This window comes from Natronomonas moolapensis 8.8.11 (assembly GCF_000591055.1).
GTDB classification, from domain to species: Archaea; Halobacteriota; Halobacteria; order Halobacteriales; family Haloarculaceae; genus Natronomonas; species Natronomonas moolapensis.
In genome coordinates this window covers 2,787,170-2,813,382 of sequence record NC_020388.1, presented here as the reverse complement: position 1 = coordinate 2,813,382, position 26,213 = coordinate 2,787,170, and the positions used below count along the sequence as shown (strand labels likewise).

Sequence of the window (26,213 nt, the reverse complement as noted above, 5' to 3'; positions counted from 1 at the left end):
ATGAGCCAGGGAAGAGAAGCCAAAGTGTACGTCAACGGGAGCCTCATCGGCACCCATCCGGACCCGCACAGACTCGCGAACGACATCCGAGAATCCCGCCGCCGCGGCGAGATCGACGAGATGGTGAACGTCTCGGTTCGGGATCGAACTGACGAGGTCATCGTCAACGCCGACGCCGGCCGCGCCCGCCGGCCCCTCATCGTCGTCGAGGACGGCGAGCCGATCATGAGCGACGAGGAGCTCCAGGCCGTCACGGACGGCGACCTCGAGTTCGAATCGCTCGTCGACCGCGGCTACGTCGAGTTCATCGACGCCGAGGAGGAAGAAGACATCCTCGTCGCCGTCGACGAGGACGACCTCACGACGGATCACACCCACCTCGAGATCGATCCGCAGTTGATGTTCGGAATCGGCGCGGGAATGATCCCCTACCCCGAACACAACGCTTCGCCGCGGATCACGATGGGATCGGGGATGATCAAACAGTCGCTCGGCCTGCCGAGCGCGAACTACCGGATCCGTCCCGACACCCGACAACACCTGCTGCACTACCCCCAGCTGTCGATCGTCAAGACCCAGACGACCGAACAGATCGGCTACGATGACCGCCCCGCCGCCCAGAACTTCGTCGTCGCCGTGATGAGCTACGAGGGGTTCAACATCGAGGACGCCCTCGTCATGAACAAAGCGAGCGTCGAGCGCGCCCTGGCCCGCTCGCACTTCTTCCGGACCTACGAGGGCGAAGAGCGCCGGTATCCGGGCGGCCAGGAGGACCGCTTCGAGATCCCCGAAGACGACGTCCGCGGCGCGCGCGGCGAGGAGGCCTACACCCACCTCGACGAGGACGGCCTCGTCAACCCCGAGACCGACGTCGGCGAGAACGACGTGTTGCTCGGCAAGACGTCGCCACCGCGCTTCCTGGAGGAACCCGACGACATGGGTGGCCTCAGCCCACAGAAGCGCCGCGAAACGTCGGTGACGATGCGGTCGGGCGAGTCCGGCGTCGTCGACACCGTCACGCTGATGGAGGGCGAGGACGGCTCGAAGCTCTCGAAGGTGAAGGTTCGGGACGAGCGCGTCCCCGAACTGGGCGACAAGTTCGCCTCCCGGCACGGCCAGAAGGGCGTTGTCGGCCACCTCGCCCCCCAGGAGGATATGCCGTTCACCCAGGAGGGGCTGGTGCCCGACCTCGTGTTGAACCCCCACGCGTTGCCCTCGCGGATGACGGTCGGCCACATCCTCGAGATGCTCGGCGGCAAGGTCGGCTCCCTCGAAGGCAGACGCGTCGACGGGACGCCGTTCCTCGGCGAGAACGAGGACGAACTCCGCGAGGCGCTGGTCGAGCGAGGGTACAAATCCGACGGCAAGGAGGTCATGTACTCCGGCGTCACCGGCGAGAAAATCGAGGCCGAGATCTTCGTCGGCGTCATCTTCTACCAGAAGCTCTATCACATGGTCTCGAACAAGTTGCACGCCCGCTCGCGCGGGCCGGTACAGGTGCTGACGCGACAGCCGACCGAAGGCCGTGCCCGAGAGGGCGGTCTCCGAATCGGCGAGATGGAGCGCGACGTCTTCATCGGCCACGGCGCGGCGATGACGCTCAAGGAGCGGCTCCTCGACGAGTCCGACCGCGAGGAGATCTACGTCTGCGGACAGTGCGGCATGAGCGCGGTCGAGAACGTCGAACAACGCCGGGTATACTGCCCGAACTGTGACGAGGAGACGGACGTCCACGAAGTCGAGATGAGCTACGCGTTCAAACTACTGCTCGACGAAATGAAGGCGCTCGGTATCGCCCCGCGGATCGAACTGGAGGATGCAGTATAATGCAAGGACAAACACCAAAGGAGATCGGAACGCTGAGCTTCGGGCTGATGGACCCCGAGGAGTACCGCAATATGTCGGCCACGAAGATCATTACGGCCGACACCTACGACGACGACGGCTTCCCGATCGACATGGGGCTTATGGACCCCCGGCTGGGCGTCATCGACCCCGGACTGGAGTGCAAGACCTGCGGGAAACACTCGGGGTCGTGTAACGGCCACTTCGGTCACATCGAACTCGCCGCGCCCGTAGTCCATGTCGGCCACGCCAAGTTGATCCGGCGGCTGCTCCGGGGCACCTGCCGGGAGTGCGGCCGACTCACCCTTGCGGACCCCTCCGACCGGGAGTACCGCCGCGAGTACTTCAAAGAGCGAGACGACACCCCGCCGCGGAACTGGTTCGTCTCCCCCGAGGACGCCCGAAAGGCCCAGGAGAAAGCCGAGCGGGCGGCCGAACGCAAACGCGAGCAGTTCCTCGAACAACTCGAACGGACCCGAGACCTCGGGGAGGACCCCTCCGACGTATTGAAGGCGGGCATCCGCCAGGCCCGCGACGCCGACTACTGCCCCTACTGCACGGAGGACGACGACTACCGCAAGGGCTACCCGACGGCACAGTACGACATCACCCACGAGAAGCCCTCGACGTACCTCGAACAGGGGCCGGTCCCGGACGGCGACGTTCGCGACCTGCTCGCCGAGGCCTTAGAGGGTGGCGAGGGCGGCACCGAGATCGAACTCGACGAACTCGTCGAGGCGGTCAACGACGTCGTCGCGAGGTGGGGTGGCGACGAGCGCATCACCGTCGCGGATATAAGCCGCCTGATGAGCGGGCAGGGACCGGGCGACAGCGAGCGGATCGGTCGCGAACACGTCTCCTTGTTGCAGATCGCCGGCGAAGTGATGTCCTCCGACGGCGCCTTCGGCGGGCGATTCGAGAGCGCGCCGGCCTCGGACTTTCTCGTCTCCTACAGCGGCGACAAGTTGATGCCGAGCAACATTCGAGACCGCTTCGAGGCGATCCCCGACGAGGACATCGAAACGCTCGGGATCAACTCGGATCGGTCTCGGCCCGAGTGGACGATCCTGACCGTGCTGCCGGTGCCGCCCGTGACGGCCCGCCCTTCGATCACCCTCGATAACGGCCAGCGATCCGAGGACGACCTCACCCACAAGCTCGTCGACATCATCCGCATCAACCAGCGGTTCATGGAGAACCGCGAGGCCGGTGCGCCCCAACTCATCATCGAGGACCTCTGGGAGCTGTTGCAATACCACGTTACGACGTTCATGGACAACGAGATCTCGGGGACGCCGCCGGCGCGACACCGCTCCGGGCGGCCCCTGAAGACGCTCAGCCAGCGCCTGAAGGGCAAGGAGGGCCGTTTCCGCGGCTCGCTGTCCGGCAAGCGCGTGAACTTCTCGGCCCGAACCGTCATCTCGCCCGATCCGACGCTCTCGCTGAACGAGGTCGGCGTCCCCGATCGGGTCGCAAGCGAGATGACCCAGACGATGAACGTCAACGAGCGGAACCTCCAGGACGCCCGCCGCTACGTCTCGAACGGTCCCGAGGTTCATCCGGGCGCGAACTACGTCAAACGGCCCGACGGCCGCCGCCTGAAGGTGACCGAAAAGAACTGCGAGGAACTCGCCGAGAAGATCCAACCCGGATGGGAGGTCGCCCGCCATCTCATCGACGGCGACATCGTCATCTTCAACCGGCAACCGTCGCTGCACCGGATGTCGATCATGGCCCACGAGGTCGTCGTGATGCCGTACAAGACGTTCCGGCTGAACACGACGGTCTGTCCGCCGTACAACGCCGACTTCGACGGCGACGAGATGAACATGCACGCGCTGCAAAACGAGGAGGCTCGCGCCGAGGCCCGCGTGCTCATGCGCGTCCAAGAGCAGATTCTCAGCCCGCGCTTCGGCGAGAACATCATCGGCGCGATCCAGGACCACATCTCGGGGCTGTACCTGCTGACCCACGAGAACCCGCAGTTCAACGAGACGCAGGCGCTCGACCTGCTGCGGGCGACGAGCATCGACGGGTTGCCCGCCCCCGACGGCGTCGACGACGACGGCATCGAGTACTGGACCGGCCGGAGTCTCTTTTCGGAACTGCTCCCCGACGGGCTCGACCTCGAGTTCACCTCTTCGGCCGGCGATTCGGTGACCGTCGAGGACGGCCAACTCGTCGAGGGCACGATTGACGAGGACGCGGTCGGCGCCTTCGGCGGCGAGATCGTCGACACCATCTGTAAGGTGTACGGCAACACCCGCGCCCGCGTGTTCGTCAACGAGGTCGCGACGCTCGCGATGCGCTCGATCATGCACTTCGGGTTCTCGATCGGAATCGACGACGAGTCGATCGAACGGGAGGCCGAAGAGCAGATCGCCGAGGCGATCGACAACGCCAACGAGCGCGTCGAGACGCTCATCGAGACCTACCGCAACGGCGAACTCGAGTCGTTGCCCGGCCGGACGGTCGATGAGACCCTGGAGATGAAGATCATGCAGACGCTCGGGAAGGCCCGCGACTCCGCCGGCGACATCGCCGACGACCACTTCGGCGACGATAACCCGGCGGTCGTGATGGCCCAATCCGGCGCGCGTGGGTCGATGCTGAACCTGACTCAGATGGCCGGCTGTGTCGGCCAGCAGGCGGTCCGCGGCGAGCGGATCAACCGCGGCTACGAGGACCGGACGCTGAGTCACTTCAAGCCCAACGACCTCTCCTCGGAGGCCCACGGCTTCGTCGAGAACTCCTACCGGAACGGCCTGACGCCGCGGGAGTTCTTCTTCCACGCGATGGGCGGCCGCGAGGGGCTGGTCGATACGGCCGTGCGGACCTCCAAGTCCGGCTACCTCCAACGGCGGCTGATCAACGCGCTTTCGGAACTCGAAGCGCAGTACGACGGCACCGTCCGGGACACCTCGGATACGGTCGTCCAGTTCGAGTTCGGCGAGGACGGCACCTCGCCCGTGCAGGTCTCCTCGAACACGGACTTCGACATCGACATCGAGGCCATCGCGGACCGCGTCGTCGACTCGGAGTTCGACTCGCCGGCCGAGCGAGAGGCGTTCCTCGGGATCGAAGAACCGGCGACGAACATCTCCGAACACGGCGAGTCGTGGCGTTCGGCCGGCGGCCAGGAGGTGGAGTCCGATGACTGAGATCACCGATTCGGTCGAGTCGATCGTCGAGGACAGCGACCTCCCGCGGCGGCTGAAACAGGACGTCTACGAAACGATCCAGATCCGGGAGAACCTGACCGACGAGCAGATCGAGGACATCGTCTACGGCGTCGAGTCGAAGTATCTCGAAAACCGCGTCGATCCCCTCGACCCGGTCGGGACCGTCTCCGCACAGAGTATCGGGGAACCCGGAACCCAGATGACGATGAACACGTTCCACTACGCGGGCGTCGCGGAGATCGACGTCACGCAGGGGCTGCCCCGGCTCATCGAGTTGGTCGACGCCCGGAAGACGCCCGACACGCCGATGATGACGGTCCACCTCGACGGCGTCTACGCGGAGGACCGCGAGCGCGCCCACGAGGTCGTCTGGCAGATCGAGGCGACGAAGATCCTCGCGCTGGGCGACGTCTCGACGAACGTCGCCGACATGCTGGTGCGGATCGACCTCAACGAGGAGACGCTCGCCGAGCGGTGGCCGACGATCGACGACATCGACGACATCGCGGGCCGGATCGCGGGGACGATCGAATCCGAACTGGGCGTCGAGACGGATCGCCCGGCGACGACCGTCATCCAGTTCGGTCCCGAGGAGCCCTCGTATCGACAGCTGCTGCAGCTCGTCGAGGATCTCCGCGAAATCGTGTTCAAGGGGATCGAGGAGATCAGCCGGGTCGTCATCCGCAAGGAGGAACTCGACGACACGCAGTCCGGTAGCGGCCGCGAGGAGTTCATCCTCTATACGGAGGGATCGAACCTGAAGAAAGTCCTCGACATCGAGGGCGTCGACGCCTCGCGGACGACGTGTAACAACATCCACGAGATCCACAACAACCTCGGCATCGAGGCGGCCCGCGAAGCGATCATCGAGGAGACGATGAACACCCTCGAAGAACAGGGTCTCGACGACGTGAACATCCGGCACCTGATGCTCGTCGCCGACATCATGACGAACACCGGGGACATCGAGTCGATCGGTCGCCACGGCATCTCCGGGAACAAGGACTCGGTGCTCGCGCGGGCGGCCTTCGAGGTGACAGTCAACCACCTGCTCGACGCCGCAATCCACGGCGAGGTCGACGACCTCGACGGCGTCACGGAGAACGTCATCGTCGGCAAACCGATCAAACTCGGGACCGGAGACGTCGACCTGCGGATGGGTGCCCGACAGTCGGGGAGTCCCGCCCTGGACGACTGATCCCGACTCGGAGCTTCACGCACATTCCACATGCCCGTCACACTCTCGGACGAAGCCAGACGCTACATCGCGCTGTTCGACGACGAGACGGACGTCCCGGCGATCGACTGTCTCGTCGACGAGGATCGCCTCGCGTTCGTCGTCCCCGTGGGGACGATGGGGCAGGCGATCGGTCCCGACGGGGACCACGTCCGCCGTGTCGAATCGGTACTCGGGCGCGACGTGACGATCGTCGAGAACGCCGATACGGCTGCGGACTTCGTCGCGAACGCCCTCGCCCCCGCGGCGGTGTACAACGTCACAATAAGTGAGAACGATACGACGGTCGCCTACGCCGAGGTCGACACCGAGGACCGCGGCGTCGCGATCGGGTCCGACGGCCGCCGGATCGACCTCGCCCGGCGGCTGGCGAAGCGACATTTCGACGTCGACGAGATCGAGTTGACGTAGCGACACACCCTCGCGACCGGGTGGGCCGTCGCCATACACTCCGGCGACCGCCGGCCTCGGGTCGGACCGAATCGGTTCCCGTCCCCGTTTCGGACGGTGAAGCGGATGCGTATTTTATATCACGAACGCGAGTAGGCCGTCCCGCAGGGACAGGTGACTCCATTTCCACCACCGAGCGGTTCCCCGTCTACACGGGATCGATGGCGACGGTTCGTCCCTCACCGATCGCCGTCACACGCTCTTCCGGAATCGTGGTGCCGTGCGTCAGGCGCTTATATATAAATTTAGTGGTCGGTGTTCGGGCGATGAAAAGCCGAGGGGGGCGTATATATGAGTGGTGTGTGCGGGAACGTATGTCGGAGATGGACTCACCGGCGGAAATCGGCGGGACGGACAACGAGGATTCGATCACGGTGTCGCAGTTGCGCGCCGAACTGAACGGGACGGGCAAATCGGAGACGCCGGGGACGGCGGTCTCGGAAGTCGTCGGCGAGGTGGAGACGTCGTTGTTCGGGGCGGAGGCGTTCAGTTTCGAGGAGACGCACGTCAAATCCTCGCTGGACGAGTTGTTGGTGTCGCTGGTGGCGCTGCGGAGCGCCGACACCCACGGCAAACAGCTGCTGGACGATCTGGCCCAGGAGTTCGATACGATTCTCAGCCCCGGAACCGTCTACCCGCGCCTGCACGACCTCTGTGACGAGGCCGTCCTCGAACAGCGCGAACTCGTCAAAACCAAAGAGTACACCCTCGACGACGCCGCCACCGCCCGCGAGGACGTCGCCGAAGCCGCCCGCCAGCACCTCGCGCTCGGGATGGTCCTGCGGGCCGCCCTCGAAGAAGGCGACTTCGAGTAGCGCGGCTTCGAACAACGCAACGAACAACGCGACTTCGAGGAACGCGGCTTCGAATAAATACTATTATCAGCCCTGTCGGCGGGCGTTGAACGATCTTAACACCACCTCTCCTGACTGTGGCCGTCGACAGCGGAGTGATACCGCCTCGACGGCGGACGGGGAATCCACCCGTGGCGAGCACCGATATCAGCCGACGTTCGCCGTGGCCCCCGGCGATGTCTGCTCTCCCGTGACCCGGTCGCTTTCGGATCGTGGGCTGCTCCCACGCGTTGCGGTCCGAAAAGGGACGCTTAAGTAGCTCCGTAGGGAAACAGGATGTACTATGGCGAACGGCAAATACGCCGCGCGCAAACTCAAGAAGGACCGCCAGAAACACCGGTGGTCCGACTCCGATTACGCGCGTCGTGCCCGTGGACTTGGAAAGAAGTCCGACCCCCTCGAGGGAGCCCCGCAGGGACGGGGTATCGTCCTCGAGAAGGTCGGAATCGAAGCCAAACAGCCCAACTCGGCCATCCGGAAGTGTGTCCGGGTGCAGCTCATCAAGAACGGCAAGCAGGTCACCGCCTTTTGCCCCGGCGACGGCGCGATCTCCTTCATCGACGAACACGACGAGGTCACGATCGCCGGCATCGGTGGTGCAAAGGGCCGCGCGATGGGCGATCTCTCCGGCGTCAACTACAAAGTCGAGAAGGTCAACGGCGTCTCGATGATCGAACTCGTTCGCGGGAACGCGGAGAAGCCGGTACGATGAGTTCCGACGCCCCCGAGCCCGAGGCTCCGGCCTCGACCGACGACGAGCGCGTCTCGGCGAAGCTCTTCGGCGAGTACGAGATCGACGGCATCGAGTACGCAGACCCCTCGACCCGTCGGTATATCACCGTGACGCCGATCGCTCACACGATGGGCCGCCACTCCGAAAAGCAGTTCAAGAAATCCGAGATCTCGGTCGTCGAGCGGTTGATCAACCGCCTGATGCAGACCGACGAGAACACGGGCAAAAAACAGCAGGCGACCCGGATCGTCCGCGACGCCTTCGATCTCGTCGAGGAGCGGACCGACGAGAACCCGATTCAGGTGCTCGTGACGGCCGTCGAGAACGCCGGTCCCCGCGAGGAGACGGTGCGGCTGAAGTACGGTGGCATCTCGGTGCCGAAGGCCGTCGACGTCGCACCCCAGCGTCGTGTCGACCAGTCTCTGAAGTACATCGCTCAGGGCACGCACAACGGCTCGTTCAAAACGACGACGTCGGCCGCCGAGGCGCTGGCGAACCAGCTCATCGGCGCCTCCAACTACGATCTGCAGGCCTACCCGGTTAGCCAGAAAGAAGAACAAGAACGCGTCGCGGCCGCCGCTCGCTGACCGCCGTTCGTTTCTTCCCCTTTCGTTCTCCGACGCCGCGAGCAGTACGTTTTAGCGCTTCGGATTCCACAACATCGGTATGTCCCCCCGCCTGCCCCGTCGCCGGTTTCTGCTCGCCGTCGGCGCCGGCGCGAGCACCGCCGGTTGCCTGGATGCCGACTCCCTTCCCGCGGGTTCGGAGCCGGTCGACTCCGCGTTCGACCTCGCCGTCGGCCACGACATCGAGTCGTGGGACCGCTACGATCCCGACTGGACCGCCCCCGAGACATCCCCGCTCGAAGCGACGTTCGAGGTCGAAACGCTCGCCGAGGGGCTCGAAATCCCGTGGGGAATGACGTTCGCTTCCGACGGAACGTGCTTTTTTTCAGAGCGCGTCGGCCGAATCAACCGCTACGAGTCCGGGTCCCTCGAGACGATCGCCGAACCCGAAGCGGTTACCGAACAGGCGAGTTCGGTCGCCCCGGGCGAGGACGGCGGCTGGTGGGACGGCGGCGGCGAGGGCGGCCTGCTCGGAGTCGCACTCCACCCGAACTATCCCGATGTCCCCGTCCTGTATGGGTTCTACACGTACGGCTCCGAGAACCTTCGAAACCGGCTGTCGCTGTTCGAGTTGGACGGCGACGATCCCGAGGAGACCGTCGTCATCGACGGGCTTCCGGGCGAGGACTACCACAACGGCGCCCGACTCGCGTTCGGCCCCCGGAACTACCTCTGGGTCACCACTGGCGACGCCGGCGCCGAGGCGCTGAGCGCCGATCCGAACAGCCTCGCCGGGAAGGTGTTGCGATTGAACCCGGACGGTACTGCTCCGGAGGACAACCCCGGGGTCGGCGACCCCCGCGTGTACAGCTACGGCCACCGGAACCCGCAGGCGATGGCGTTCCTCCCGGACGGCACGCCGGTCGTCACCGAGCACGGCCCCGCCGCCCGCGACGAGGTCGTCCTCGTCGAACGGGGCCAAAATCACGGCTGGCCCGAGGTACGAAGCGGCGGCGAAGACGACCAATACGGACGGTACGGCGACTCTGAGGACGTCACGAGCCCGCTCGTGAACACCGGAGCGGACGAGACGTGGGCTCCCTCCGGAGGGGTATTCTACACCGGGTCGGCCGTCCCGGCGCTCCGGAACCGCCTCCTCGTCGGTGGCCTCCGCTCGCAGACGCTGTTCTCGATCAGCGTCCACGGCGGGGACGCCCCGGAGATCGGCGGGTCGCGATACGACGAGGCGTGGCTCCACCCCGGCTACGAGTCGGTCGCCCACGGCCTCTTGGCCGACGAGTTGGGGCGGATCCGCCACGTCGAAGCGGGTCCAGACGGCGGGCTGTACGCGATCACCTCGAACCGCGACGGCCGAGCGAACCAGCCGTTCCCGGTTGAGGGCGACGACCGGCTCGTCAGGATCGTCCAGCGGGACTAGTCCGCGGCGCGAGTCCCGCCCGAAAGGGTGTACTCGCGGGTCACCTCGACCAGTGCTTTCCGGTACTCCGATTCGCCGGGGTCCTCGACGAGCGACCGGAAGTGCTGTTTGAACCGCGACAGCGAAACGCCAGGCGCGTCGGCGGCGGCCGCGTCTGCGAGGTCGTAGAGGCGGTGTTCCTCCTCGATCGCGCCGTGTCGCTCCAGGAGGGCGAGCGCGAACGCGGCGTTGACGGCCGTGATCTCCGGGTCGGCCGACGCCGTCTCGTGGGTCCACTCCCCCGGCGCGGGCGGCGGCGTCTCCGCCAGCGCGGCCGCGAGTGACGACTCCATAAAATCGACGAGTTTCCCCGTCGGCCCGATGTCGAGTGTGATGTCGTCGGCGTAGATGTCCTTCATGTGGTTGGCGATCTGATAACACTGCGAAAGCTTCCGCCGCTCGACGCTGCGCCCCGCGAGCGCCAAAAACAGCGCTTCCTCGGTCGACTGGACGTGAGAGGGGTGGCCCTCCTCGTAGCGCGCCATGTGGGCGAACTCGTGGAGTGCGAGTTCGCGTGCCATCGCGGAGGTGGCGGCCCGCCGTGAGACGAGCAACTCGTGGCGGTCGTCGTAGTGGCCCGCCATCGTCCGCTCGTCCGGGTCCTCTCGTATCTTCACGATCACGGGCAACTCGAGGTCGTACTCCGTCTCGAGTAAGTCCCGTGCGGCGAGAAACGGCTCGACTGCCCCGCTTCCTCTCACGTGAACGTCCATGTTATCTATTAGCAAGAGCTGTACCGGTTTGATTGTTTCGCCGTTCGAGCCCTCTCCAGCATTCTTTTATATATGCCGGGCGACGGCGGGCGCATGACACGCACGCTGCAGTCGTCCGTCGGCACTGCGATTCGAGACACCGTCCCGTTTCTCGTCATCACGGTGATCTGGATCGGTATCATGTCGGCCGTCTACGGCCTGTTCCTCCTCGCGAAGCCGGCCGACGTCACCTACACCGCGGCGATCCACGCCTCGGTGTTCGTCCCGCCGTTCGTCGGCTTTCTCGGCCACGTCGTCCGGGAGCTGATCCGGACCGGGTGACGGTGGGGCGGTTTCGTCCCCTCCGATCGCGAGGCTCGTCTTCCGAACCTCGGCGTTGCATCGCTCGCTTACGCTCGCTCCGCAACGACGAAACACTGTGAGACTCGCTACGCTCGCCTCACAAGCTTCGGCGCGAACCCGCCGCGCCGAAACACCGGAAGACTCGCGAGGCTCGTCTTCCGAACCTCGGCGTTGCATCGCTCGCTTACGCTCGCTCCGCAACGACGAAACACTGTGAGACTCGCTACGCTCGCCTCACAAGCTTCGGCGCGAACCCGCCGCGCCGAAACACCGGAAGACTCGCGAGGCTCGTCTTCCGAACCTCGGCGTTGCATCGCTCGCTTACGCTCGCTCCGCAACGACGAAACACTGTGAGACTCGCTACGCTCGCCTCACAAGCTTCGGCGCGAACCCGCCGCGCCGAAACACCGGAAGACTCGCGAGGCTCGTCTTCCGAGCCTCGGCGTTGCATCGCTCGCTTACGCTCGCTCCGCAACGACGAAACACTACCCTTTTCACCTTGCTGTCGAAATTATGCGGTATAATGGGCCGACGCAAGAAGATCGTACAGGAGTGTGAACGGCTGATGGACGCCCCGGAGCACATCCGGAACATCGCCATCGCCGCCCACGTCGACCACGGAAAGACGACGCTTACTGACAACCTGCTGGCCGGTGCGGGGATGATTTCCGACGACACCGCGGGCCAACAGCTCGCGATGGACACCGAGGAGGACGAACAGGAACGTGGGATCACCATCGACGCGGCCAACGTCTCGATGACCCACGAGTACGACGAGCAAAACCACCTCATCAACCTCATCGACACGCCGGGCCACGTCGACTTCGGCGGCGACGTGACCCGGGCGATGCGCGCCGTCGACGGCGCGTTGGTCGTCGTCGACGCCGTCGAGGGCGCGATGCCCCAGACCGAAACCGTCCTTCGGCAGGCGCTACGGGAGGGCGTCAAGCCGGCGCTCTTTATCAACAAGGTCGACCGCCTCATTTCGGAGCTCCAAGAGGGTCCCGAGGAGATGCAACAGCGTCTCATGGGCGTCATCGCCGACGTCAACGAGCTCATCCGCGGGATGACCGAGGAAATGGACGACATCAACGACGACTGGACTGTCTCCGTCGAGGAGGGAACGGTCGGCTTCGGCTCGGCGCTGTACAAGTGGGGCGTCTCGATGCCGTCGATGCAGCGCACCGGGATGGACTTCGGCGAAATCATCGATCTCGAGCAGGCCGACAAACGACAGGAGCTCCACGAGCGCACGCCCCTGTCGGACGTCGTCCTCGATATGGTCTGTGAGCACTTCCCGAACCCGGTCGACGCCCAACCCCGGCGTATCCCGCGGATCTGGCGCGGCGACGCCGACTCCGATCTCGCCGAGACGATGCGCCTCGTCGACGAGGACGGCGAGATCGTGCTGATGGTCACCGACATCGGGGTCGACCCCCACGCCGGCGAAATCGCGGCTGGGCGGGTCTTCTCCGGCACGATCGAGAAGGGTCAAGACCTCTACGTTTCCGGGACGGCCGGCACGAACCGCGTCCAAAGCGTCGGCGTCTACATGGGCGGGGAGCGCGAGGAGGTCGATCGCGTCCCGGCCGGCAACATCGCCGCCGTCACGGGGCTGAAAGACGCCATCGCCGGGTCGACGGTCTCGAGCGTCGAAATGACGCCGTTCGAGTCCATCGAGCACATCTCCGAGCCGGTCATCACGAAGTCCGTCGAGGCCAAGAGCATGGACGACCTGCCGAAGCTCATCGAGACGCTCCAGCAGGTCGCCAAGGAGGACCCGACGATACAGATCGAGATCAACGAGGACACCGGCGAACACCTCATTTCGGGACAGGGCGAACTCCACCTCGAGGTCATCACCCAGCGTATCGAGCGCAACCAGGGCATTCCGGTCAACACCGGCGAACCGATCGTCGTCTACCGCGAGGCCCCCCAGAGCGACTCCCGCGAAGTCGAGGGCCGGTCGCCGAACAACCACAACCGGTTTTATATTACGGTCGAACCGCTCGACGACGACGTCGTCGAGGCGATCAAACTCGGCGAGGCGTCGATGGACATGCCCGAACTCGAGCGTCGCGAGGCGCTCATGGAGGAAGGCATGGACAAAGACACCGCCCAGAACGTCGAGCACATCTTCAACACGAACGTCTTCATCGACGACACGAAGGGGATCCAGCACCTCAACGAGACGATGGAGCTCGTCATCGAGGGCCTCGAAGAGGCCTTAGAGGACGGTCCCCTCGCCGCCGAACCCGTCGAGGGCGCGCTGATCCGACTGCACGACGCCCGGCTCCACGAGGACGCCATCCACCGCGGCCCCGCACAGGTCATCCCCGCGGTTCGCCGTGCGGTCCACAACGCGTTGATGGACGGCGAAATCAAACTGCTCGAGCCGATCCAGGAGGTCCGCATCGACGTGCCGAACGAACACATGGGTGCCGCCTCCGGCGAGATCCAGGGTCGACGCGGCCGCGTCGACGACATGTACCAGGAAGGCGATCTGATGGTCGTGGAGGGAATCGCTCCCGTCGACGAGATGATCGGCTTCTCCTCGGACATCCGGTCCGCGACGGAGGGACGCGCCTCCTGGAACACCGAGAACGCCGGCTTCCGGGTCATGGCCGACAACCTCCAGCCGGAGATCATCGACGAGATCCGCGAACGCAAGGGCATGAAACTCGAGTTGCCCCAACAGGTCGACTACTTCTGACAGAGCGGCTTCCCGCTGTTTATAGAGATACAAGGAGAATACTGGTGGCTTTAGCCACCAGATGAATCCGACAAAAGTTTATGTATAGACACAGTACATATAATTGTACGTGGGAAACTGGCAGTTGACTCGGTGTTTGCCACGGTTTTTAACCGGAATCAAAAAGTAAGCCGACCACGCCGACAGTCGTAAAACAATCAGCTATCTCGAAGCCCTTCAGCGGGTACGAGTAACGGCTTCGTGGCAGAGCCACTGGCTGACTGTCCAGCAAACCTGAGACTCCCAACGTTCAGGATTGACCTGCCCGGTCAACACCGGGTGGGAGGCCCGCGCCTTTAGCCGCGGGAGGATGTCACTTACCCTCCGCGAACGACGGTCCGCGAAACGTCGGCTCCCGTCCGAGACGTCACCGGTACTCACGCCTGCGAATGGCGGCGTTCTTATAACTGGGGGGACAAAAATACACCCAATGAGCGAACGTACGGAGGTGCGTCGATGAGCGGGACCGACACGAACTCGTACACGGTCCGGCTCGAACTCGTCGACGAACCCGGAGAACTGCTGCGCGCGCTCGAACCCATCGCCGACAACGGGGGGAACCTCCTCTCGATCTTCCACGAGCGGGGAAACCTCACGCCGCGGGGACACATCCCCGTCGAGGTCGACCTCGAGGCGACGGAGGCGCGTTTCGACGTCATCGTCGACGCGCTCCGGGAGGCGGGTGTCAACGTCATTCAGGCCGGGGCCGAACGCTACAGCGAGGAGTTGACGGTGGTACTCGTCGGGCACCTCGTCGAGACGGACCTCTCGGACACGCTCCGGCGGTTCACCGGCTGCGGTGGGGTCTCCGTGGCGGACGTCTCGCTGTCGGCCCCCGCCGGGACCGAAGGCCCCTCCAGCGCGCGGCTCCGGCTAGTTGCGACCGAGGGCCGAAGCGCCGATGCCCTCGAGACGGTTCGGACGGTCGCCGAGGAGAAGGACCTCCGCGTCGTCGAGCCGCTGATGGAGGGGTCGGCGTGAGGCTCGCGATCGTCGGTTCGGGCGCCGTCGGAACGTCGGTCCTCGAGTTGGCCGGCGGCTACGGCCACGACGTCGTCGGCGTCGCCGACTCCTCGAGCGGCGCGGTCGACGCAGCCGGCCTCGATCCCGAAGCGGTGCGTTCGCGGAAGCACGAGCAGGACACCGTCGGCGACGGAACGCCCGAGGACGTTCTCGAGGCCGACTACGACGTATTGGTCGAGGCGACGCCAACGACGCTCGGCGACGCCGAACCGGGCTTTTCGCACGTCGAGTGCGCCCTCGAGCGCGACCGCCACGTCGTGTTGGCGAACAAGGGGCCGGTCGCCGAGCGCTACGACGACGTCCGGGCGCTGGAGGCCGACTCGGCCGGGAGCGTCCTCTTCGAGGCCGCCGTCGGCGGCGCGATCCCGGTGCTCTCGACGATCGACGACCTCAACGGTCAAGTGACTGCCGCCCGGGGCGTCCTGAACGGGACGGCCAACTTCGTCCTCTCGCGGATGGCCGCCGAGGGCCTCGGCTACGAGCACGTTCTGGCCGAAGCACAGGATCTCGGCGTCGCCGAGGCCGACCCGACTTTCGACGTCGAGGGGGTCGACGCGGCCCTGAAATGCGTCATCCTCGCGAACGTCCTCTACGAGGACACCTACACCCTCGAAGACGCCGAGGTCGAGGGGATCGACGATCTGCCGGGGAGCGCCTTAGAGCTGGCCGCCGAGGACGGACGGACGATACGGCTCATCGGCGAGGTCGCGGACGGCGACGTCCGGGTCGGCCCGCGGCTCGTCCCCGAGAACGGGACGCTCGCCGTCTCGGGGACGCTCAATATCGTCCAGCTGGAGACCCAACACGCTGGACGGCTCAACATCTCCGGACGCGGCGCGGGCGGTCCCGAAACGGCGAGTGCGATACTCGCGGACGTCGGCCGTCTACCCTCCGAGTGATCCCCGGCTGAGTGGTCGCCAGACGACACAACCCGTTCCCTCTGGACCCGACGCATCCCGTGGTATCGGGTCGCAAACCGCCCGACGCGTCCGGATTCGGCCGAACCCTTTCGAAATCGTTTTACGGGGCACCGACAAAAGCTTCCGATACAGCGCATCCGCGCGTGAGACAACAATGAGCGACATACCCCACCAGAACCTGGCCGTCATCGGCCACGTCGACCACGGAAAGAGCACAATGGTCGGGCGGCTCCTCTTCGAGACTGGGAGCGTCCCCGAGCACGTAATCGAGCAGTACCGAGAGGAAGCAGAGGAGAAGGGCAAGGGCGGCTTCGAGTTCGCCTACGTCATGGACAACCTCGCCGAGGAGCGAGAGCGTGGTGTCACCATCGACATCGCCCACCAGGAGTTCGACACCGACAAGTACAATTTCACTATTGTCGACTGTCCGGGCCACCGTGACTTCGTGAAGAACATGATCACGGGCGCGAGCCAGGCCGACAACGCGGTGTTGGTCGTCGCGGCCGACGACGGCGTCCAGCCACAGACACAGGAGCACGTCTTCTTGGCGCGCACCCTGGGCATCGACGAACTCATCGTCGCCGTCAACAAGATGGACCTCGTCGACTACGAGGAGTCCAAGTACAAGACGGTCGTCGAGGAGGTCAAACAGCTCCTCCAGCAGGTCCGCTTCGATGTCGACGACGCGGAGTTCATTCCGACCTCCGCCTTCGAGGGCGACAACGTCTCCGAGGACTCAGAGAACACGCCGTGGTACGACGGCCCCTCGCTGCTCGAGGCGCTCAACGACCTGCCGGAACCGCAGCCGCCGACGGACGCACCGCTTCGCCTCCCGATCCAGGACGTCTACACCATCTCCGGCATCGGGACCGTCCCGGTCGGCCGCGTCGAGACGGGCATCCTCAACACCGGCGACAACGTCTCCTTCCAGCCCTCCGACGTGGGCGGAGAAGTCAAAACGGTCGAGATGCACCACGAGGAAGTTCCGAAAGCCGAGCCCGGCGACAACGTCGGCTTCAACGTCCGCGGCATCGGCAAGGACGACATCCGACGCGGTGACGTCTGTGGCCCGGCTGACGACCCGCCGACGGTCGCCGAGACGTTTCAGGCCCAGGTCGTCGTCATGCAGCACCCCTCGGTGATCACGGCTGGGTACACCCCGGTCTTCCACGCCCACACCGCACAGGTCGCCTGCACGGTCGAGTCGATCGACAAGAAGATCGACCCCTCCTCCGGCGAGGTCGCCGAGGAGAACCCGGACTTCATCCAGTCGGGCGACGCGGCCGTCGTGACGGTCCGTCCCCAGAAGCCGCTCAGCATCGAGTCCTCGAACGAGATCCCCGAGCTGGGCAGCTTCGCCATCCGCGACATGGGTCAGACCGTCGCGGCCGGCAAAGTCCTCAGCGTCAACGAGCGATAACGCATGCAGCAGGCACGCGTTCGCCTCGCGGGCACGGCTCCGGAGGACCTCGACAACATCTGCGACGACGTCCGCGAGATCGCGGACAAGACGGGCGTGACGCTGTCGGGACCGGTTCCACTCCCGACGAAGACGCTCGAAATCCCCGCGCGCAAATCCCCCGACGGCGAGGGTACCGCGACGTGGGAGCACTGGGAGATGCGCGTCCACAAGCGGCTCATCGATATCGACGCCGACGAACGCGCGCTCCGCCAGCTCATGCGGATCCAGGTCCCGAACGACGTCTCCATCGAGATCGTCCTCGAGGACTAGCCGAGGTCGGACGCCGAGTGGGGTAACGCCCTGCGACGCACGGCCGACGCATTTGCCGTGTCCGCTGCAGCCCTCACGCGCGGCCCCCCACGGTCGCTTTCGCACTCCAAACCAGAAGGTTCAAACGACGCTCCCGGCAAGTACGGTTGCGGGCTCGTAGATCAGCGGCAGATCGCTTCCTTCGCAAGGAAGAGGCCCCGGGTTCAAATCCCGGCGAGTCCATTTCCTTCGCTCGTTTCACTCGCTCAGTCAATGAACTCGCCGACCCTCGCAAACCCTTCGGGTTTGCTCAGTCCCGGCGAGTCCATTTAAATACCGAATCCACGGACAGCAGCGTAGCTCTTATATGTAACATCGCTGGCGATTCCATCACGATTCGTATTGGGGATGTTTGCAGGCTTGCGATTCGCAGATTCAACTCGGGACGTATGATACTGGTGGACGAAATCACATGACACCGACTCACGAGTGATCCGCCGGTCGCCCCGTCGAACGGCGTGATTTCGTGCGTCGTGTGTATATTCGTTTGTCTGTCAATATGAGAATAGACAGCCCGGTCGAGACATCGAACACCCGCCCAGCCACCGCCCGGCGCGAACGCGTCAGTCCGCCGGGATCGCCTGCTCGCCGTCCTCGAGTGCGGGACGGCCGACCCACCGGTCGATCGAGAGCGGCCCGGCGCCGAGGGTGAACACCGCCGATGCCATCCCGAAGAGCGTGACGTGGGCCAACACCGGATCGCCGGGTAACCCGAACAGCGTCGTCGTAAACAGGACGAACGAGACGGCGGCCGCGCCACGGGTGAAGAAGCCGACGATCAGCGCCGACCCGACGGCGATCTCCGTGAGGCCCGCCCCGACGACCCACAGACCGGGATCGACCGGGACGACCGACGTGAGATCGTACCGCTCGACGACGAGCAGCGACTGGCCGGGGCTGGCGAGTTTCTGTACCAAACCGAGATAGACGAACGTGATCCCCATCCCGATCCGGAGGATCGTCGGGACGTACCGACGAAGCGGGGCCATCGTCCCGCCGAGGAACGCCTTCAGGTGATGGACCGGATCGATTCGACCGTAGTACGTGCCGGCGGTGCTCGCGACCTCCAACAGCATGTCGTCGGCGCTCGGCCGTCCCCCCCCGACGACGAGCAACGAGAGGAAAATCGGCACGTACTCCAGTGCGATGACGACGCCGGGGTCGGTAGTCACGAGCACCCAGCCGAAGAGCAACAGGCCGAGCGCCGAGACGATCCGAGTCGCGAGTCCGAACAGCACGAAGAAACCGAGACCGACGAACGACGCCCTGAGGGCGGGATTCGCCGTCGGATCGAATGCCAGGGTCGGTGCGAACAGGTATCCCTGGAAGCCGGCTCCGACGAGGGGAAGCCCGACCGATAGCCGGAGCATCCACGGAACGAGGTCGCCGTAACTGGCGAGTTTCCCCCGGAGGACGACGACGTCGGTGACCGTCGGCCGCAGCCACAGGTATCCGGCGAGGACACCAGTGACCGCGGCTCCCGGGCCGAAGAACACCGCGGCGTTGAACGGATCAGAGAGCACCTCGACGACGAACGCGATCGGGTCGATCGATTCGCCTTCACCCTCGGTGACGTAGTCGACGTGTGCGGCCGCCGGCCGGGCGAGCAGCCACGCGAACGCGCCCGAAACGGCGACCAGGGTCGGTCGGTGGGACACGGTGGTCGTAGTGTCCGTCGCCAGATAGTTTTTTGTTACCGTACCGAACGACCGTCCGTCCCGACGTCGGACCGGGCGTGTGCCGAGAGCGCACGGTCGACGAGGGGGTTTTCACACTTCAGCACTATAGAAACACTATGATTCGACAGACGCGCCGGGGGGTTCTCGCGGTTCTCGGCGGTTCGGTCGCCGTTTCGGGGTGTCTCGGTACCGGGGACGACGCCGGATCCGCGGACGCGGCGGGCGAGGACGACGGCGACGCGGACACGACGGCGTGGCGGACGGCCGAGTTGACTGACGTGACCACCGGCGAGCAGTTCAGCGTCTCCGGGTTCGACGATCCGGCCCTCGTCCATCCTTTCGCTGTCTGGTGTAGCACCTGCGGCAGCCAGAACCGCGAGATCGACACGCTCCAGCGCGAGTTCGGGGGCGACCGCGAGGTCGTCCAACTGAACATCGGCGACGGCGAGACCGACGACGAGGTTCTCGAATACGCCGAAGAAAACGGCTACGCCGACCACAGCCGCTTCGCCGTTGCGCCCACCCCCGTCGCCAACGCTCTCGTCGAGGAGTTCGGCCCCACCGCGGTCTCGCCGCCACAATCGCCCGTCGTCCTCCAGTGTCCGGGCGGCGGAACACACGAAATCGACAAGATCTCGGACGCCGAGACGATAGACGCCCGGATCGACGCCGACTGTGAATGAGCCTCTCGGCGTTCGCGGAGATGTTCTGGATCGGCGTTGCGACGCCACTGACAGCCGTCTGTGTCCTACCGCTGTACCCCGCCTTCGTCTCGTACCTCGCCAGCGCGGGCGGCGGCGAACGCGCCCGGTCGCCCGCCGTTCTCGGCCTTCTGGTCGTCGCCGGCGTCGTCAGCTTCATGGCCGCCGCCGGCTACCTCTTCGTCGTCGTGTTGGGCGTCGGCATCGAGAGCGGGTTCGTCGGTCGGTTCGGCCCGTGGGCCTTCGGCGTCCTCGGCGTGATCGGCGCGGTGTTGCTCGCAGATCCCGCGGGGTTCTCGCGGCTCCCCTCGGTGGACCCGCCACACGCTGACCACCCCTACGCGTCGGCGTTCGGCTACGGGTTCTTTTTCGGCGGGATCGTCGTCCCGTGTAACCCGGGGTTTATCGGGCTCTTTTTCGCCCGCCAGGCGGTGTTGTTCGACGGCCCCACCTCGAATCTGGCCGGCTTTCTCCTCTTCGGGCTGGGTATCGGCGCGCCGCTTTTGGCCTTTGCGTTGCTCTCGGAGTCGTTCGGCCGTCGGATCACGAGAACCCTCGCGCGGTACTCGGACCCGATCAACCGCGCGGTCGGCGCGTTCTTGCTCCTCGTCGCCGTCTACTACCTCGTGTTCGTCTTCGCTGTCCTCCCCGGACCACCGCCGACGCCGCCGTCGATCCCGCTCGCCGGGTGATCACCCCTCCGGGTATTTCGGCTCCCGTCTTTTCGCCCGCGAGAGCGCGGTTTCGACGACGTCGCGGACGTCGCCGTGGAACGTCCCGCCGTGGCCGGCGCACAGCTGCTCGACGCCGTCGCCCATCGCCTCCAACAGCGCCTCGATGCTCTCGATGAGCCGCTCCCTGGACTGGCCGGGCATGTCGGTCCGTCCGAAGCTCCCGTACTTGAAGGCCCCGTCGTCGTGGACGACCACGTCGCCGCTGAAAAGCGTCGTCTCGGAGAGCAGAGCCACGTGGTCGTCGGCGTGGCCCGGCGTGTAGACCACGTCGAACGGTTCGTCGCCGACGAAGAGCTGATCGCCGTCGTCCAAGGCCCCGTCACGCCGTGGGTGGTCGGCGTAGGCGTACAGCGGCGCGTCGAAGGCGTCCAACACCGCGTCCAACTGCGCGACGTGGTCGCTGTGTTGATGGGTCACGACGACGGCGTCGACGGTGTCGGTGTGGTCCGAGATGACGTCGACGACGCTCCCGTAGGCTCCGGCGTCGACGAGGACCGTCCGGTCGCCCTCGACGAGATAGGCGTTGCAGGTGAACGCCTCCGCCGCCGCCGTCACGTTAGTTACGTCCATACCGGAGCGTAGGCCGCCGGGGTATTCATACCCACGGCCTGTGCGCGACCGATCGCGTCCGGTCCCCGGACCGCTCGCTCCCGACGCAGCCGTTCACACTCCGTCTCGACCGTCCGCCCGACGCAGCCGTTCACACTCCGTCTCGACCGTCCGCCCGACGCAGCCGAAGCGTCACTTCGGACCCACACTCGCAGTCGCCGAACAGGAGCTGGCCGTCGACGCCGCTTACGATCCACCGCGAGAGCCACAGCCCGAGCCCGACGCTGTGATCGAGCTGGGTTATTTCACGAGCGCCGCTGACGACGGCCCGCTCGCGCTCCGGAATGCCGGGACCGTCGTCGGCGACCGTGATGTCGATCCATCCGTCTTCGGCCGTCAGCTCGATGTCGACGGTCGCCGTACCCGGGTGGTGCTCGATGGCGTTTTCGATGAGGTTCTCGATGGCGATCTTCAACAGCTCGTCGGCGACGGCCTCCCCGGAGTCGTCGCTCGAGACCCGTATCGTCGCCTCGGGGTGGCTCGAACGGAACCGCTCGGCGAGATCGGTCACGAGCGGCTCGGGATCGAGTGCGACCCACTGACGGTCGATATCAAGCGCCTGCTGGATACGTCTGACCTGTTCGCCGAGCTTCGAGACGTTCATCGCCCGCTCGTAGATTCGCTCGGCCTGTGTTCGGTACTCCTCCATCGGCGCTTCCTCCGCCAGGATGTTCGCGTAGCCGATAATCGCGGTCATCTCGTTTCGGAGGTTGTGTCGCAGCACGCGATGGAGGACCCGGAGCCGGCGTTCCTGCTCGAGCCGTCCCGTCACGTCGGTGTAGATGCCGAACCCGCGCTCGGCCCCCTCGTGGCGGTAGCTGAACCCCCGAAACAGGAACGTCCGTCGTCCCTCGGCGGTCAGCCGCTCGACCTCGAGCGTCTCGTGGCGCTGTCGGGAGTCGGTCCCGTTCGGCCGTTCGAGCTCCAGGCTGCCCTCTGGCGGGACGATCGCCTCCAGCAACGGCGTGTCGATGACGTCGGCCTCGTCGTAGCCGAACGTCTTCTCGAAGGCGTCGTTGACGCGCCTGACGATCGGTTCGGCGTCGACGAACTCCACGTCGACGACGGCGTCCGGGAGCGCGTCGAAGAGGTGTCCGAACCGCCCCTCGCGGCGATCCCTCCCCGCATCCCCGACGGAGGGGGTCTCGGCATCCGGCACCGAGTCGCTTCGTTTCGACTTTGCCCCGTCGCCGAGGCGTTCGAGCGCTGCCTCGACCAGCGCCGCCAACAGCGCCAACCGCCGGCGCTCGCTCTCCGTGATCGATCCCGCTCCGTCGTCGACGGACAACGCCCCGCGTTCGCCGAGCGCCACCGCCGCCGAACGCGTGACGCCCCCGGCCCCCCCGGAGCCGTCCCCGATGACGAGTTCGCCCGCGCTCGAGTCCCCTCGGCGCGGCCGGCTCTCGCTCCGTTCGGGCGCGTCCCCGGTGTCGGCCGCCGCTGCGACCGGGGCACCGTCCTCGAAGAGCCTGACCGCGCTTATTTCGACGTCCGCGGTCCGCTCGGCTATCTCAGCCGTGATCTCGGCTATCTCGGCCGGAGTCCCGGCCGCGCGCAGCGACCGACCCGCCTCGATCAACGCGCCGACCGCTCGGCGGTGTCGGTCCTCGCTCGCCCGTCGGTCTTGGCGCCACCGGTCGGCCTCGATCCGCTTGCCGACCAGCCCGGCGAGCAACTCCAGGAACCGTCGCTCGCTCCCCGAGTACGCCGGTCTGGAGGACTCGCTGCCGAACCACACGGTTCCGTATCGATCACCTCCGGCGTGGACCGTCGCTCCGACGTAGCTCCCGAGCCGGTCGAACACCCCTATCAGGTCGCCGCTCCGGAGCGCACGGCCCGTATCCGGGAGACAACACGGACCGTCGAGCCGGGCCGTGCGTCGACAGAGCGTCCCCTCGAGCACCGTCGGCTCGGGGTCGATACCGCCCGCCGTTGTGACGACCGAGTACGACGCGCCGTCGATCTCGGCGAGCACCCCGTAGGACGCGTCGAACCGCTCGCGCCCGGCCTCTAAGATCGCTCCGATCGACTCCTCGAACGGCCGCGATCCGTCGGCGACGGCCCTCCGAAGCGACCGCATCGCGGCCTCGCGTCGTCGGTCCTCGGGCGGTGGGCCGGACACGCCAGCGACGGCGGCGATCCGGTCGATCGGTCGCGCCGTCCCGTCGTCGGTCACGTACTCCGTGACGCCGAGTCGGGTCGCACGCTCGGCGACCGCCGGATCCCCGCTCCGGTCGTAGAGGACCGTCGGCACCGACGTCCCACGGAGCCGTTCGAGCGCCGCCAACCCCTTCCCGGGTTCCTCGAGGACGACGCAGTCGGCGACCGTCGCGCGCTCGGCGACCGATCCCACCGTGACGCGTTCGAGCCGGAAACGGCCGTCGGGGTCGAGCGCGGGACCGCGGCCGACGTAGAGCACGACGGTCTCTCCGGGGTTACCGGCAGCCATGCGACACCACCCGATGCATCGTCTCCGCGTACGCCAAACACGCTGATAATGGTACCGCCCAATTCGATCGGTGATCCCGTCGATACCTCCGGGCTCAGCCGACGCCGCTACCGCATCAATCGATGGGGCCGCCGCCGACCCGCCGCATCATTTACAATCCCGAGGCTGTTATGCGCTCACATGGGGTTCGGAAGCTACGACGAATCCGAACAGGGCAACCACGAAATAGACACAGACGCCGACGACGTCGACGGGACAGACCGGCCGGCCGGATCGACCCACGACGGCGAAGTCAACTTCGAGTACGAGGACGCCTCGAGCGATGACCTCTTCGAGGCCTACAAGGAATTCAACAACCAGTGACCCGACCCCCCGTCCGCCGGATCGGCTCACGGACGTCGTTCCGGATCCGACTGCGTCGGCGTGGACGCGGCCGGTCTCTGGCTGACGCCGGAGCGACGGCGGACGGGACCGGATGCCGCCGCGAATAAAACCCGGGTGCCGAGCGCTCGGAATCGCGGAGTCTTACCGCGACCGCGACGACGGAGCGACGAGTACGCTCTGTGGGGCGGTAGTCCGCGCCGACCGCGCCGTCGACGACGTCGAGGTCGCGACCTGCACTGTCGGCGGTCGGGACGCCACCGAGGCCATGGCCGAGGTCTGGCGGCGTCTCGACCGCCCCGACGTCCGTTACGTCCTCGTGGCCGGCGTCGCCCTGGCGTGGTACAACGTCATTGATCTCGCCGCGCTCGCGACGGCGACGGACCGTCCCGTCGTCGCCGTCACCTTCGAGGAAAGCGATGGCCTCGAGAACGGGATCGAAGCGGCTTTCGACGGCGAGGCGCGGGCCACCCGCCTCTCGGCCTACCGGAACCTCCCGGAGCGGCGGCGGATCGAAGTCGACGGGCGAGCCCTCTTCGTCCGGAGCGTCGGCCTCGAGGCGGCGGCCGCCGACGCTGTCGTCGACGCCTACACCCACGAGCGCCGCCCGGAGCCGCTTCGGGTCGCAAAGCGGATCGCGGGACGGCTCGACGCCGCCCGGCGCGAGGGAGTGCTCCCGCCCGAGTGACACCCCCGCCGGGGTCTCGTGTCCGCCTCGACCGGCGGCGTTAACTCCCGGCGCGCCGATCCGACGAACGTGCCAGAGGAGATCGACGTTTCTGACTGCACGCGGTGTGCGGAGCTGTGCGACGCCCGGAGCCGCATCGTCAACGGCGTCGGCCCGGCGGACGCCGAGTTGTGCTTCGTCGGCGAGGCCCCCGGCGAGCGCGAGGACGAGACCGGCGACCCCTTCGTCGGGCGGTCGGGCGACGTCCTCGACGACGCGCTCCGGGACCTGGGGCTGGCTCGCCGGGACGTCCGGATCACGAACTGCGTCCGGTGTCGCCCCCCCGACAACCGGGACCCGACCGCCGAGGAACTGGCCAACTGCCGGCCGCACCTCGAACGGGAACTCGAGTCGGTCGACCCTGAAGTCGTCGTCGCGCTCGGGAAGGTCCCCGCCGAGCACCTGCTCGGCCGGTCCGTCCCGGTGACCGCCGAGGCCGGGTCGGTTCACGACGCCCGGATCAACGGCACCCCGCGCCGCGTGCTCGTCTGTGTCCACCCCGCGGCGACGCTGTACGACCCGAGCCAGCGCGAGACGTTCGCCGCGGCGCTCGAAGCAGCCGTCGACCTCGTCGACGGCGGCGGCGACCAATCGCGGTTGGGCGAGTTCTGACCGCGGTGCGAGGGGGACCGCTTTCACCGCCGTCGCACCGGCTTTATTTATAAACAGCGCGCCTCGGTTTATAAATGCCCCCGAGGTGGCGCTGGTTCGGATACGCACTGTCTCCGGTCCGACTTCGGCCCAGCCTTACTCCGGTTTAGACTTCGACTCCAGCTTCGACTCCGATTTCGACTCCAGCTTCGACTCCGATTTCGACTCCAGCTCCGACCCTGTCTTACTCCGCCCCCGGCTCCGACTCCGACCCCGAACGACGCCGCAGTTCGTTTATCAGCGTCGGCAGGACGACCCCGACACCGAGGAGTGCGCCCACTTCGAGGAGGTCGCTGTCCGCGACGGTTCCGACCAGATACCACGCCGTGAGCCCGAGAACCATGAACGCGAGCGTGATCTTGGTCTCGGCGGCCAACAGCGCATCGCGGGACATACGGGACAGCACACGGCGTTTGC

Annotated in this window: 24 protein-coding genes and 1 tRNA gene; 20 read left to right on the top strand and 5 right to left on the bottom strand. The window is 66.2% G+C overall.

The window, feature by feature from the left end; translation table 11 throughout:
- From rpoB to NMLP_RS13445, 8 genes are all read left to right on the top strand, one after another.
- The gene (rpoB, locus tag NMLP_RS13480; RefSeq protein WP_015410683.1) at positions 1 to 1,827 is read left to right on the top strand and encodes a DNA-directed RNA polymerase subunit B; all 1,827 of its coding nucleotides are present in this window, start codon (positions 1 to 3) and stop codon (positions 1,825 to 1,827) included.
- Positions 1,827 to 5,006, top strand: a complete 3,180-nt coding sequence (locus NMLP_RS13475) for a DNA-directed RNA polymerase subunit A' (RefSeq protein ID WP_015410682.1) — start codon at positions 1,827 to 1,829, stop codon at positions 5,004 to 5,006. The genes rpoB and NMLP_RS13475 overlap by 1 nt, the downstream gene beginning before the upstream one ends.
- Positions 4,999 to 6,225: a DNA-directed RNA polymerase subunit A'' gene (rpoA2, locus tag NMLP_RS13470; protein WP_015410681.1), complete on the top strand. Its 1,227-nt coding sequence runs from the start codon at positions 4,999 to 5,001 to the stop codon at positions 6,223 to 6,225. Before NMLP_RS13475 ends, rpoA2 begins: the two co-directional genes overlap by 8 nt.
- Before the next feature lie 30 nt (positions 6,226 to 6,255).
- Complete coding sequence (locus NMLP_RS13465; protein WP_015410680.1) at positions 6,256 to 6,675, top strand: NusA-like transcription termination signal-binding factor; 420 nt, start codon at positions 6,256 to 6,258, stop codon at positions 6,673 to 6,675.
- A gap of 353 nt (positions 6,676 to 7,028) precedes the next feature.
- The gene (locus NMLP_RS13460; protein ID WP_015410679.1) at positions 7,029 to 7,529 is read left to right on the top strand and encodes a helix-turn-helix domain-containing protein; all 501 of its coding nucleotides are present in this window, start codon (positions 7,029 to 7,031) and stop codon (positions 7,527 to 7,529) included.
- Positions 7,530 to 7,851: 322 nt separating this feature from the next.
- Positions 7,852 to 8,280, top strand: coding sequence for a 30S ribosomal protein S12 (locus tag NMLP_RS13455; RefSeq protein WP_015410678.1), 429 nt, complete (start codon positions 7,852 to 7,854; stop codon positions 8,278 to 8,280).
- A complete protein-coding gene (locus NMLP_RS13450) occupies positions 8,277 to 8,888 on the top strand; it encodes a 30S ribosomal protein S7 (protein ID WP_015410677.1) in 612 nt (203 codons plus the stop codon). Before NMLP_RS13455 ends, NMLP_RS13450 begins: the two co-directional genes overlap by 4 nt.
- A 79-nt stretch (positions 8,889 to 8,967) precedes the next feature.
- Positions 8,968 to 10,305, top strand: a complete 1,338-nt coding sequence (locus tag NMLP_RS13445) for a PQQ-dependent sugar dehydrogenase (protein WP_015410676.1) — start codon at positions 8,968 to 8,970, stop codon at positions 10,303 to 10,305.
- Here NMLP_RS13445 and NMLP_RS13440 read toward each other — a convergent pair.
- Entirely contained in the window at positions 10,302 to 11,057 is a 756-nt protein-coding gene (locus tag NMLP_RS13440; RefSeq protein WP_015410675.1) for a DUF5781 family protein, read from the bottom strand. The two genes, NMLP_RS13445 and NMLP_RS13440, sit on opposite strands and share 4 nt — an antisense overlap.
- 93 nt (positions 11,058 to 11,150) lie before the next feature.
- On the opposite strand from NMLP_RS13440, the gene NMLP_RS13435 reads away from it, so the two are divergent.
- From NMLP_RS13435 to NMLP_RS13405, 7 genes are all read left to right on the top strand, one after another.
- Positions 11,151 to 11,378 (top strand): hypothetical protein, encoded by a 228-nt coding sequence (locus tag NMLP_RS13435; RefSeq protein ID WP_049926599.1) that lies wholly within the window; start codon positions 11,151 to 11,153, stop codon positions 11,376 to 11,378.
- Between the two features lie 544 nt (positions 11,379 to 11,922).
- Positions 11,923 to 14,112: an elongation factor EF-2 gene (locus tag NMLP_RS13430; RefSeq protein WP_015410673.1), complete on the top strand. Its 2,190-nt coding sequence runs from the start codon at positions 11,923 to 11,925 to the stop codon at positions 14,110 to 14,112.
- Between the two features lie 495 nt (positions 14,113 to 14,607).
- Entirely contained in the window at positions 14,608 to 15,132 is a 525-nt protein-coding gene (locus tag NMLP_RS13425) for an ACT domain protein (protein WP_015410672.1), read from the top strand.
- Entirely contained in the window at positions 15,129 to 16,073 is a 945-nt protein-coding gene (locus NMLP_RS13420; protein WP_015410671.1) for a homoserine dehydrogenase, read from the top strand. Before NMLP_RS13425 ends, NMLP_RS13420 begins: the two co-directional genes overlap by 4 nt.
- A 175-nt stretch (positions 16,074 to 16,248) precedes the next feature.
- Complete coding sequence (gene tuf / locus NMLP_RS13415; RefSeq protein ID WP_015410670.1) at positions 16,249 to 17,514, top strand: translation elongation factor EF-1 subunit alpha; 1,266 nt, start codon at positions 16,249 to 16,251, stop codon at positions 17,512 to 17,514.
- Positions 17,515 to 17,517: 3 nt separating this feature from the next.
- A complete protein-coding gene (gene rpsJ / locus NMLP_RS13410; protein WP_015410669.1) occupies positions 17,518 to 17,826 on the top strand; it encodes a 30S ribosomal protein S10 in 309 nt (102 codons plus the stop codon).
- 150 nt (positions 17,827 to 17,976) lie between these two features.
- A tRNA-Ala gene (locus NMLP_RS13405) sits at positions 17,977 to 18,048 on the top strand.
- Between the two features lie 380 nt (positions 18,049 to 18,428).
- Here NMLP_RS13405 and NMLP_RS13400 read toward each other — a convergent pair.
- On the bottom strand, positions 18,429 to 19,523 hold the full coding sequence (locus tag NMLP_RS13400; protein WP_015410668.1) for a DoxX family protein: 1,095 nt from the start codon (positions 19,521 to 19,523) through the stop codon (positions 18,429 to 18,431).
- 137 nt (positions 19,524 to 19,660) lie between these two features.
- Here NMLP_RS13400 and NMLP_RS13395 point away from each other — a divergent pair, with 137 nt between their 5' ends.
- Positions 19,661 to 20,227: a thioredoxin gene (locus tag NMLP_RS13395; RefSeq protein ID WP_015410667.1), complete on the top strand. Its 567-nt coding sequence runs from the start codon at positions 19,661 to 19,663 to the stop codon at positions 20,225 to 20,227.
- On the top strand, positions 20,224 to 20,937 hold the full coding sequence (locus tag NMLP_RS13390) for a cytochrome c biogenesis protein CcdA (RefSeq protein WP_015410666.1): 714 nt from the start codon (positions 20,224 to 20,226) through the stop codon (positions 20,935 to 20,937). Before NMLP_RS13395 ends, NMLP_RS13390 begins: the two co-directional genes overlap by 4 nt.
- Here the strand turns inward: NMLP_RS13390 and NMLP_RS13385 are convergent, their stop codons facing one another.
- The gene (locus tag NMLP_RS13385) at positions 20,938 to 21,549 is read right to left on the bottom strand and encodes an MBL fold metallo-hydrolase (protein ID WP_015410665.1); all 612 of its coding nucleotides are present in this window, start codon (positions 21,547 to 21,549) and stop codon (positions 20,938 to 20,940) included.
- Between the two features lie 130 nt (positions 21,550 to 21,679).
- Positions 21,680 to 24,037, bottom strand: coding sequence for an ATP-binding protein (locus NMLP_RS13380; protein WP_015410664.1), 2,358 nt, complete (start codon positions 24,035 to 24,037; stop codon positions 21,680 to 21,682).
- Between the two features lie 180 nt (positions 24,038 to 24,217).
- Here NMLP_RS13380 and NMLP_RS13375 point away from each other — a divergent pair, with 180 nt between their 5' ends.
- The 3 genes from NMLP_RS13375 (at position 24,218) to NMLP_RS13365 (ending at position 25,757) form a co-directional block, all read left to right on the top strand.
- Positions 24,218 to 24,400: a DUF5786 family protein gene (locus tag NMLP_RS13375; RefSeq protein ID WP_015410663.1), complete on the top strand. Its 183-nt coding sequence runs from the start codon at positions 24,218 to 24,220 to the stop codon at positions 24,398 to 24,400.
- A gap of 124 nt (positions 24,401 to 24,524) precedes the next feature.
- Complete coding sequence (locus NMLP_RS13370; protein ID WP_049926810.1) at positions 24,525 to 25,106, top strand: endonuclease dU; 582 nt, start codon at positions 24,525 to 24,527, stop codon at positions 25,104 to 25,106.
- 69 nt (positions 25,107 to 25,175) lie between these two features.
- The gene (locus tag NMLP_RS13365; RefSeq protein ID WP_015410661.1) at positions 25,176 to 25,757 is read left to right on the top strand and encodes a uracil-DNA glycosylase; all 582 of its coding nucleotides are present in this window, start codon (positions 25,176 to 25,178) and stop codon (positions 25,755 to 25,757) included.
- Positions 25,758 to 25,980: 223 nt separating this feature from the next.
- On the opposite strand, the gene NMLP_RS13360 is transcribed toward NMLP_RS13365, so the two are convergent.
- Positions 25,981 to 26,190, bottom strand: a complete 210-nt coding sequence (locus NMLP_RS13360; RefSeq protein ID WP_049926596.1) for a hypothetical protein — start codon at positions 26,188 to 26,190, stop codon at positions 25,981 to 25,983.
- Between the last annotated feature and the right edge of the window lie 23 nt (positions 26,191 to 26,213).

Excerpts from the sequence above, each read along its gene's own strand:
- rpoB (WP_015410683.1), top strand. The coding sequence starts at position 1 with ATGAGCCAGGGAAGAGAAGCCAAAGTGTACGTCAACGGGAGCCTCATC.
- NMLP_RS13475 (WP_015410682.1), top strand. The coding sequence starts at position 1,827 with ATGCAAGGACAAACACCAAAGGAGATCGGAACGCTGAGCTTCGGGCTG.
- rpoA2 (WP_015410681.1), top strand. The coding sequence starts at position 4,999 with ATGACTGAGATCACCGATTCGGTCGAGTCGATCGTCGAGGACAGCGAC.
- NMLP_RS13465 (WP_015410680.1), top strand. The coding sequence starts at position 6,256 with ATGCCCGTCACACTCTCGGACGAAGCCAGACGCTACATCGCGCTGTTC.
- NMLP_RS13460 (WP_015410679.1), top strand. The coding sequence starts at position 7,029 with ATGTCGGAGATGGACTCACCGGCGGAAATCGGCGGGACGGACAACGAG.
- NMLP_RS13455 (WP_015410678.1), top strand. The coding sequence starts at position 7,852 with ATGGCGAACGGCAAATACGCCGCGCGCAAACTCAAGAAGGACCGCCAG.
- NMLP_RS13450 (WP_015410677.1), top strand. The coding sequence starts at position 8,277 with ATGAGTTCCGACGCCCCCGAGCCCGAGGCTCCGGCCTCGACCGACGAC.
- NMLP_RS13445 (WP_015410676.1), top strand. The coding sequence starts at position 8,968 with ATGTCCCCCCGCCTGCCCCGTCGCCGGTTTCTGCTCGCCGTCGGCGCC.
- NMLP_RS13440 (WP_015410675.1), bottom strand. The coding sequence starts at position 11,057 with ATGGACGTTCACGTGAGAGGAAGCGGGGCAGTCGAGCCGTTTCTCGCC.
- NMLP_RS13435 (WP_049926599.1), top strand. The coding sequence starts at position 11,151 with ATGACACGCACGCTGCAGTCGTCCGTCGGCACTGCGATTCGAGACACC.
- NMLP_RS13430 (WP_015410673.1), top strand. The coding sequence starts at position 11,923 with ATGGGCCGACGCAAGAAGATCGTACAGGAGTGTGAACGGCTGATGGAC.
- NMLP_RS13425 (WP_015410672.1), top strand. The coding sequence starts at position 14,608 with ATGAGCGGGACCGACACGAACTCGTACACGGTCCGGCTCGAACTCGTC.
- tuf (WP_015410670.1), top strand. The coding sequence starts at position 16,249 with ATGAGCGACATACCCCACCAGAACCTGGCCGTCATCGGCCACGTCGAC.
- rpsJ (WP_015410669.1), top strand. The coding sequence starts at position 17,518 with ATGCAGCAGGCACGCGTTCGCCTCGCGGGCACGGCTCCGGAGGACCTC.
- NMLP_RS13395 (WP_015410667.1), top strand. The coding sequence starts at position 19,661 with ATGATTCGACAGACGCGCCGGGGGGTTCTCGCGGTTCTCGGCGGTTCG.
- NMLP_RS13390 (WP_015410666.1), top strand. The coding sequence starts at position 20,224 with ATGAGCCTCTCGGCGTTCGCGGAGATGTTCTGGATCGGCGTTGCGACG.
- NMLP_RS13385 (WP_015410665.1), bottom strand. The coding sequence starts at position 21,549 with ATGGACGTAACTAACGTGACGGCGGCGGCGGAGGCGTTCACCTGCAAC.
- NMLP_RS13380 (WP_015410664.1), bottom strand. The coding sequence starts at position 24,037 with ATGGCTGCCGGTAACCCCGGAGAGACCGTCGTGCTCTACGTCGGCCGC.
- NMLP_RS13375 (WP_015410663.1), top strand. The coding sequence starts at position 24,218 with ATGGGGTTCGGAAGCTACGACGAATCCGAACAGGGCAACCACGAAATA.
- NMLP_RS13360 (WP_049926596.1), bottom strand. The coding sequence starts at position 26,190 with ATGTCCCGCGATGCGCTGTTGGCCGCCGAGACCAAGATCACGCTCGCG.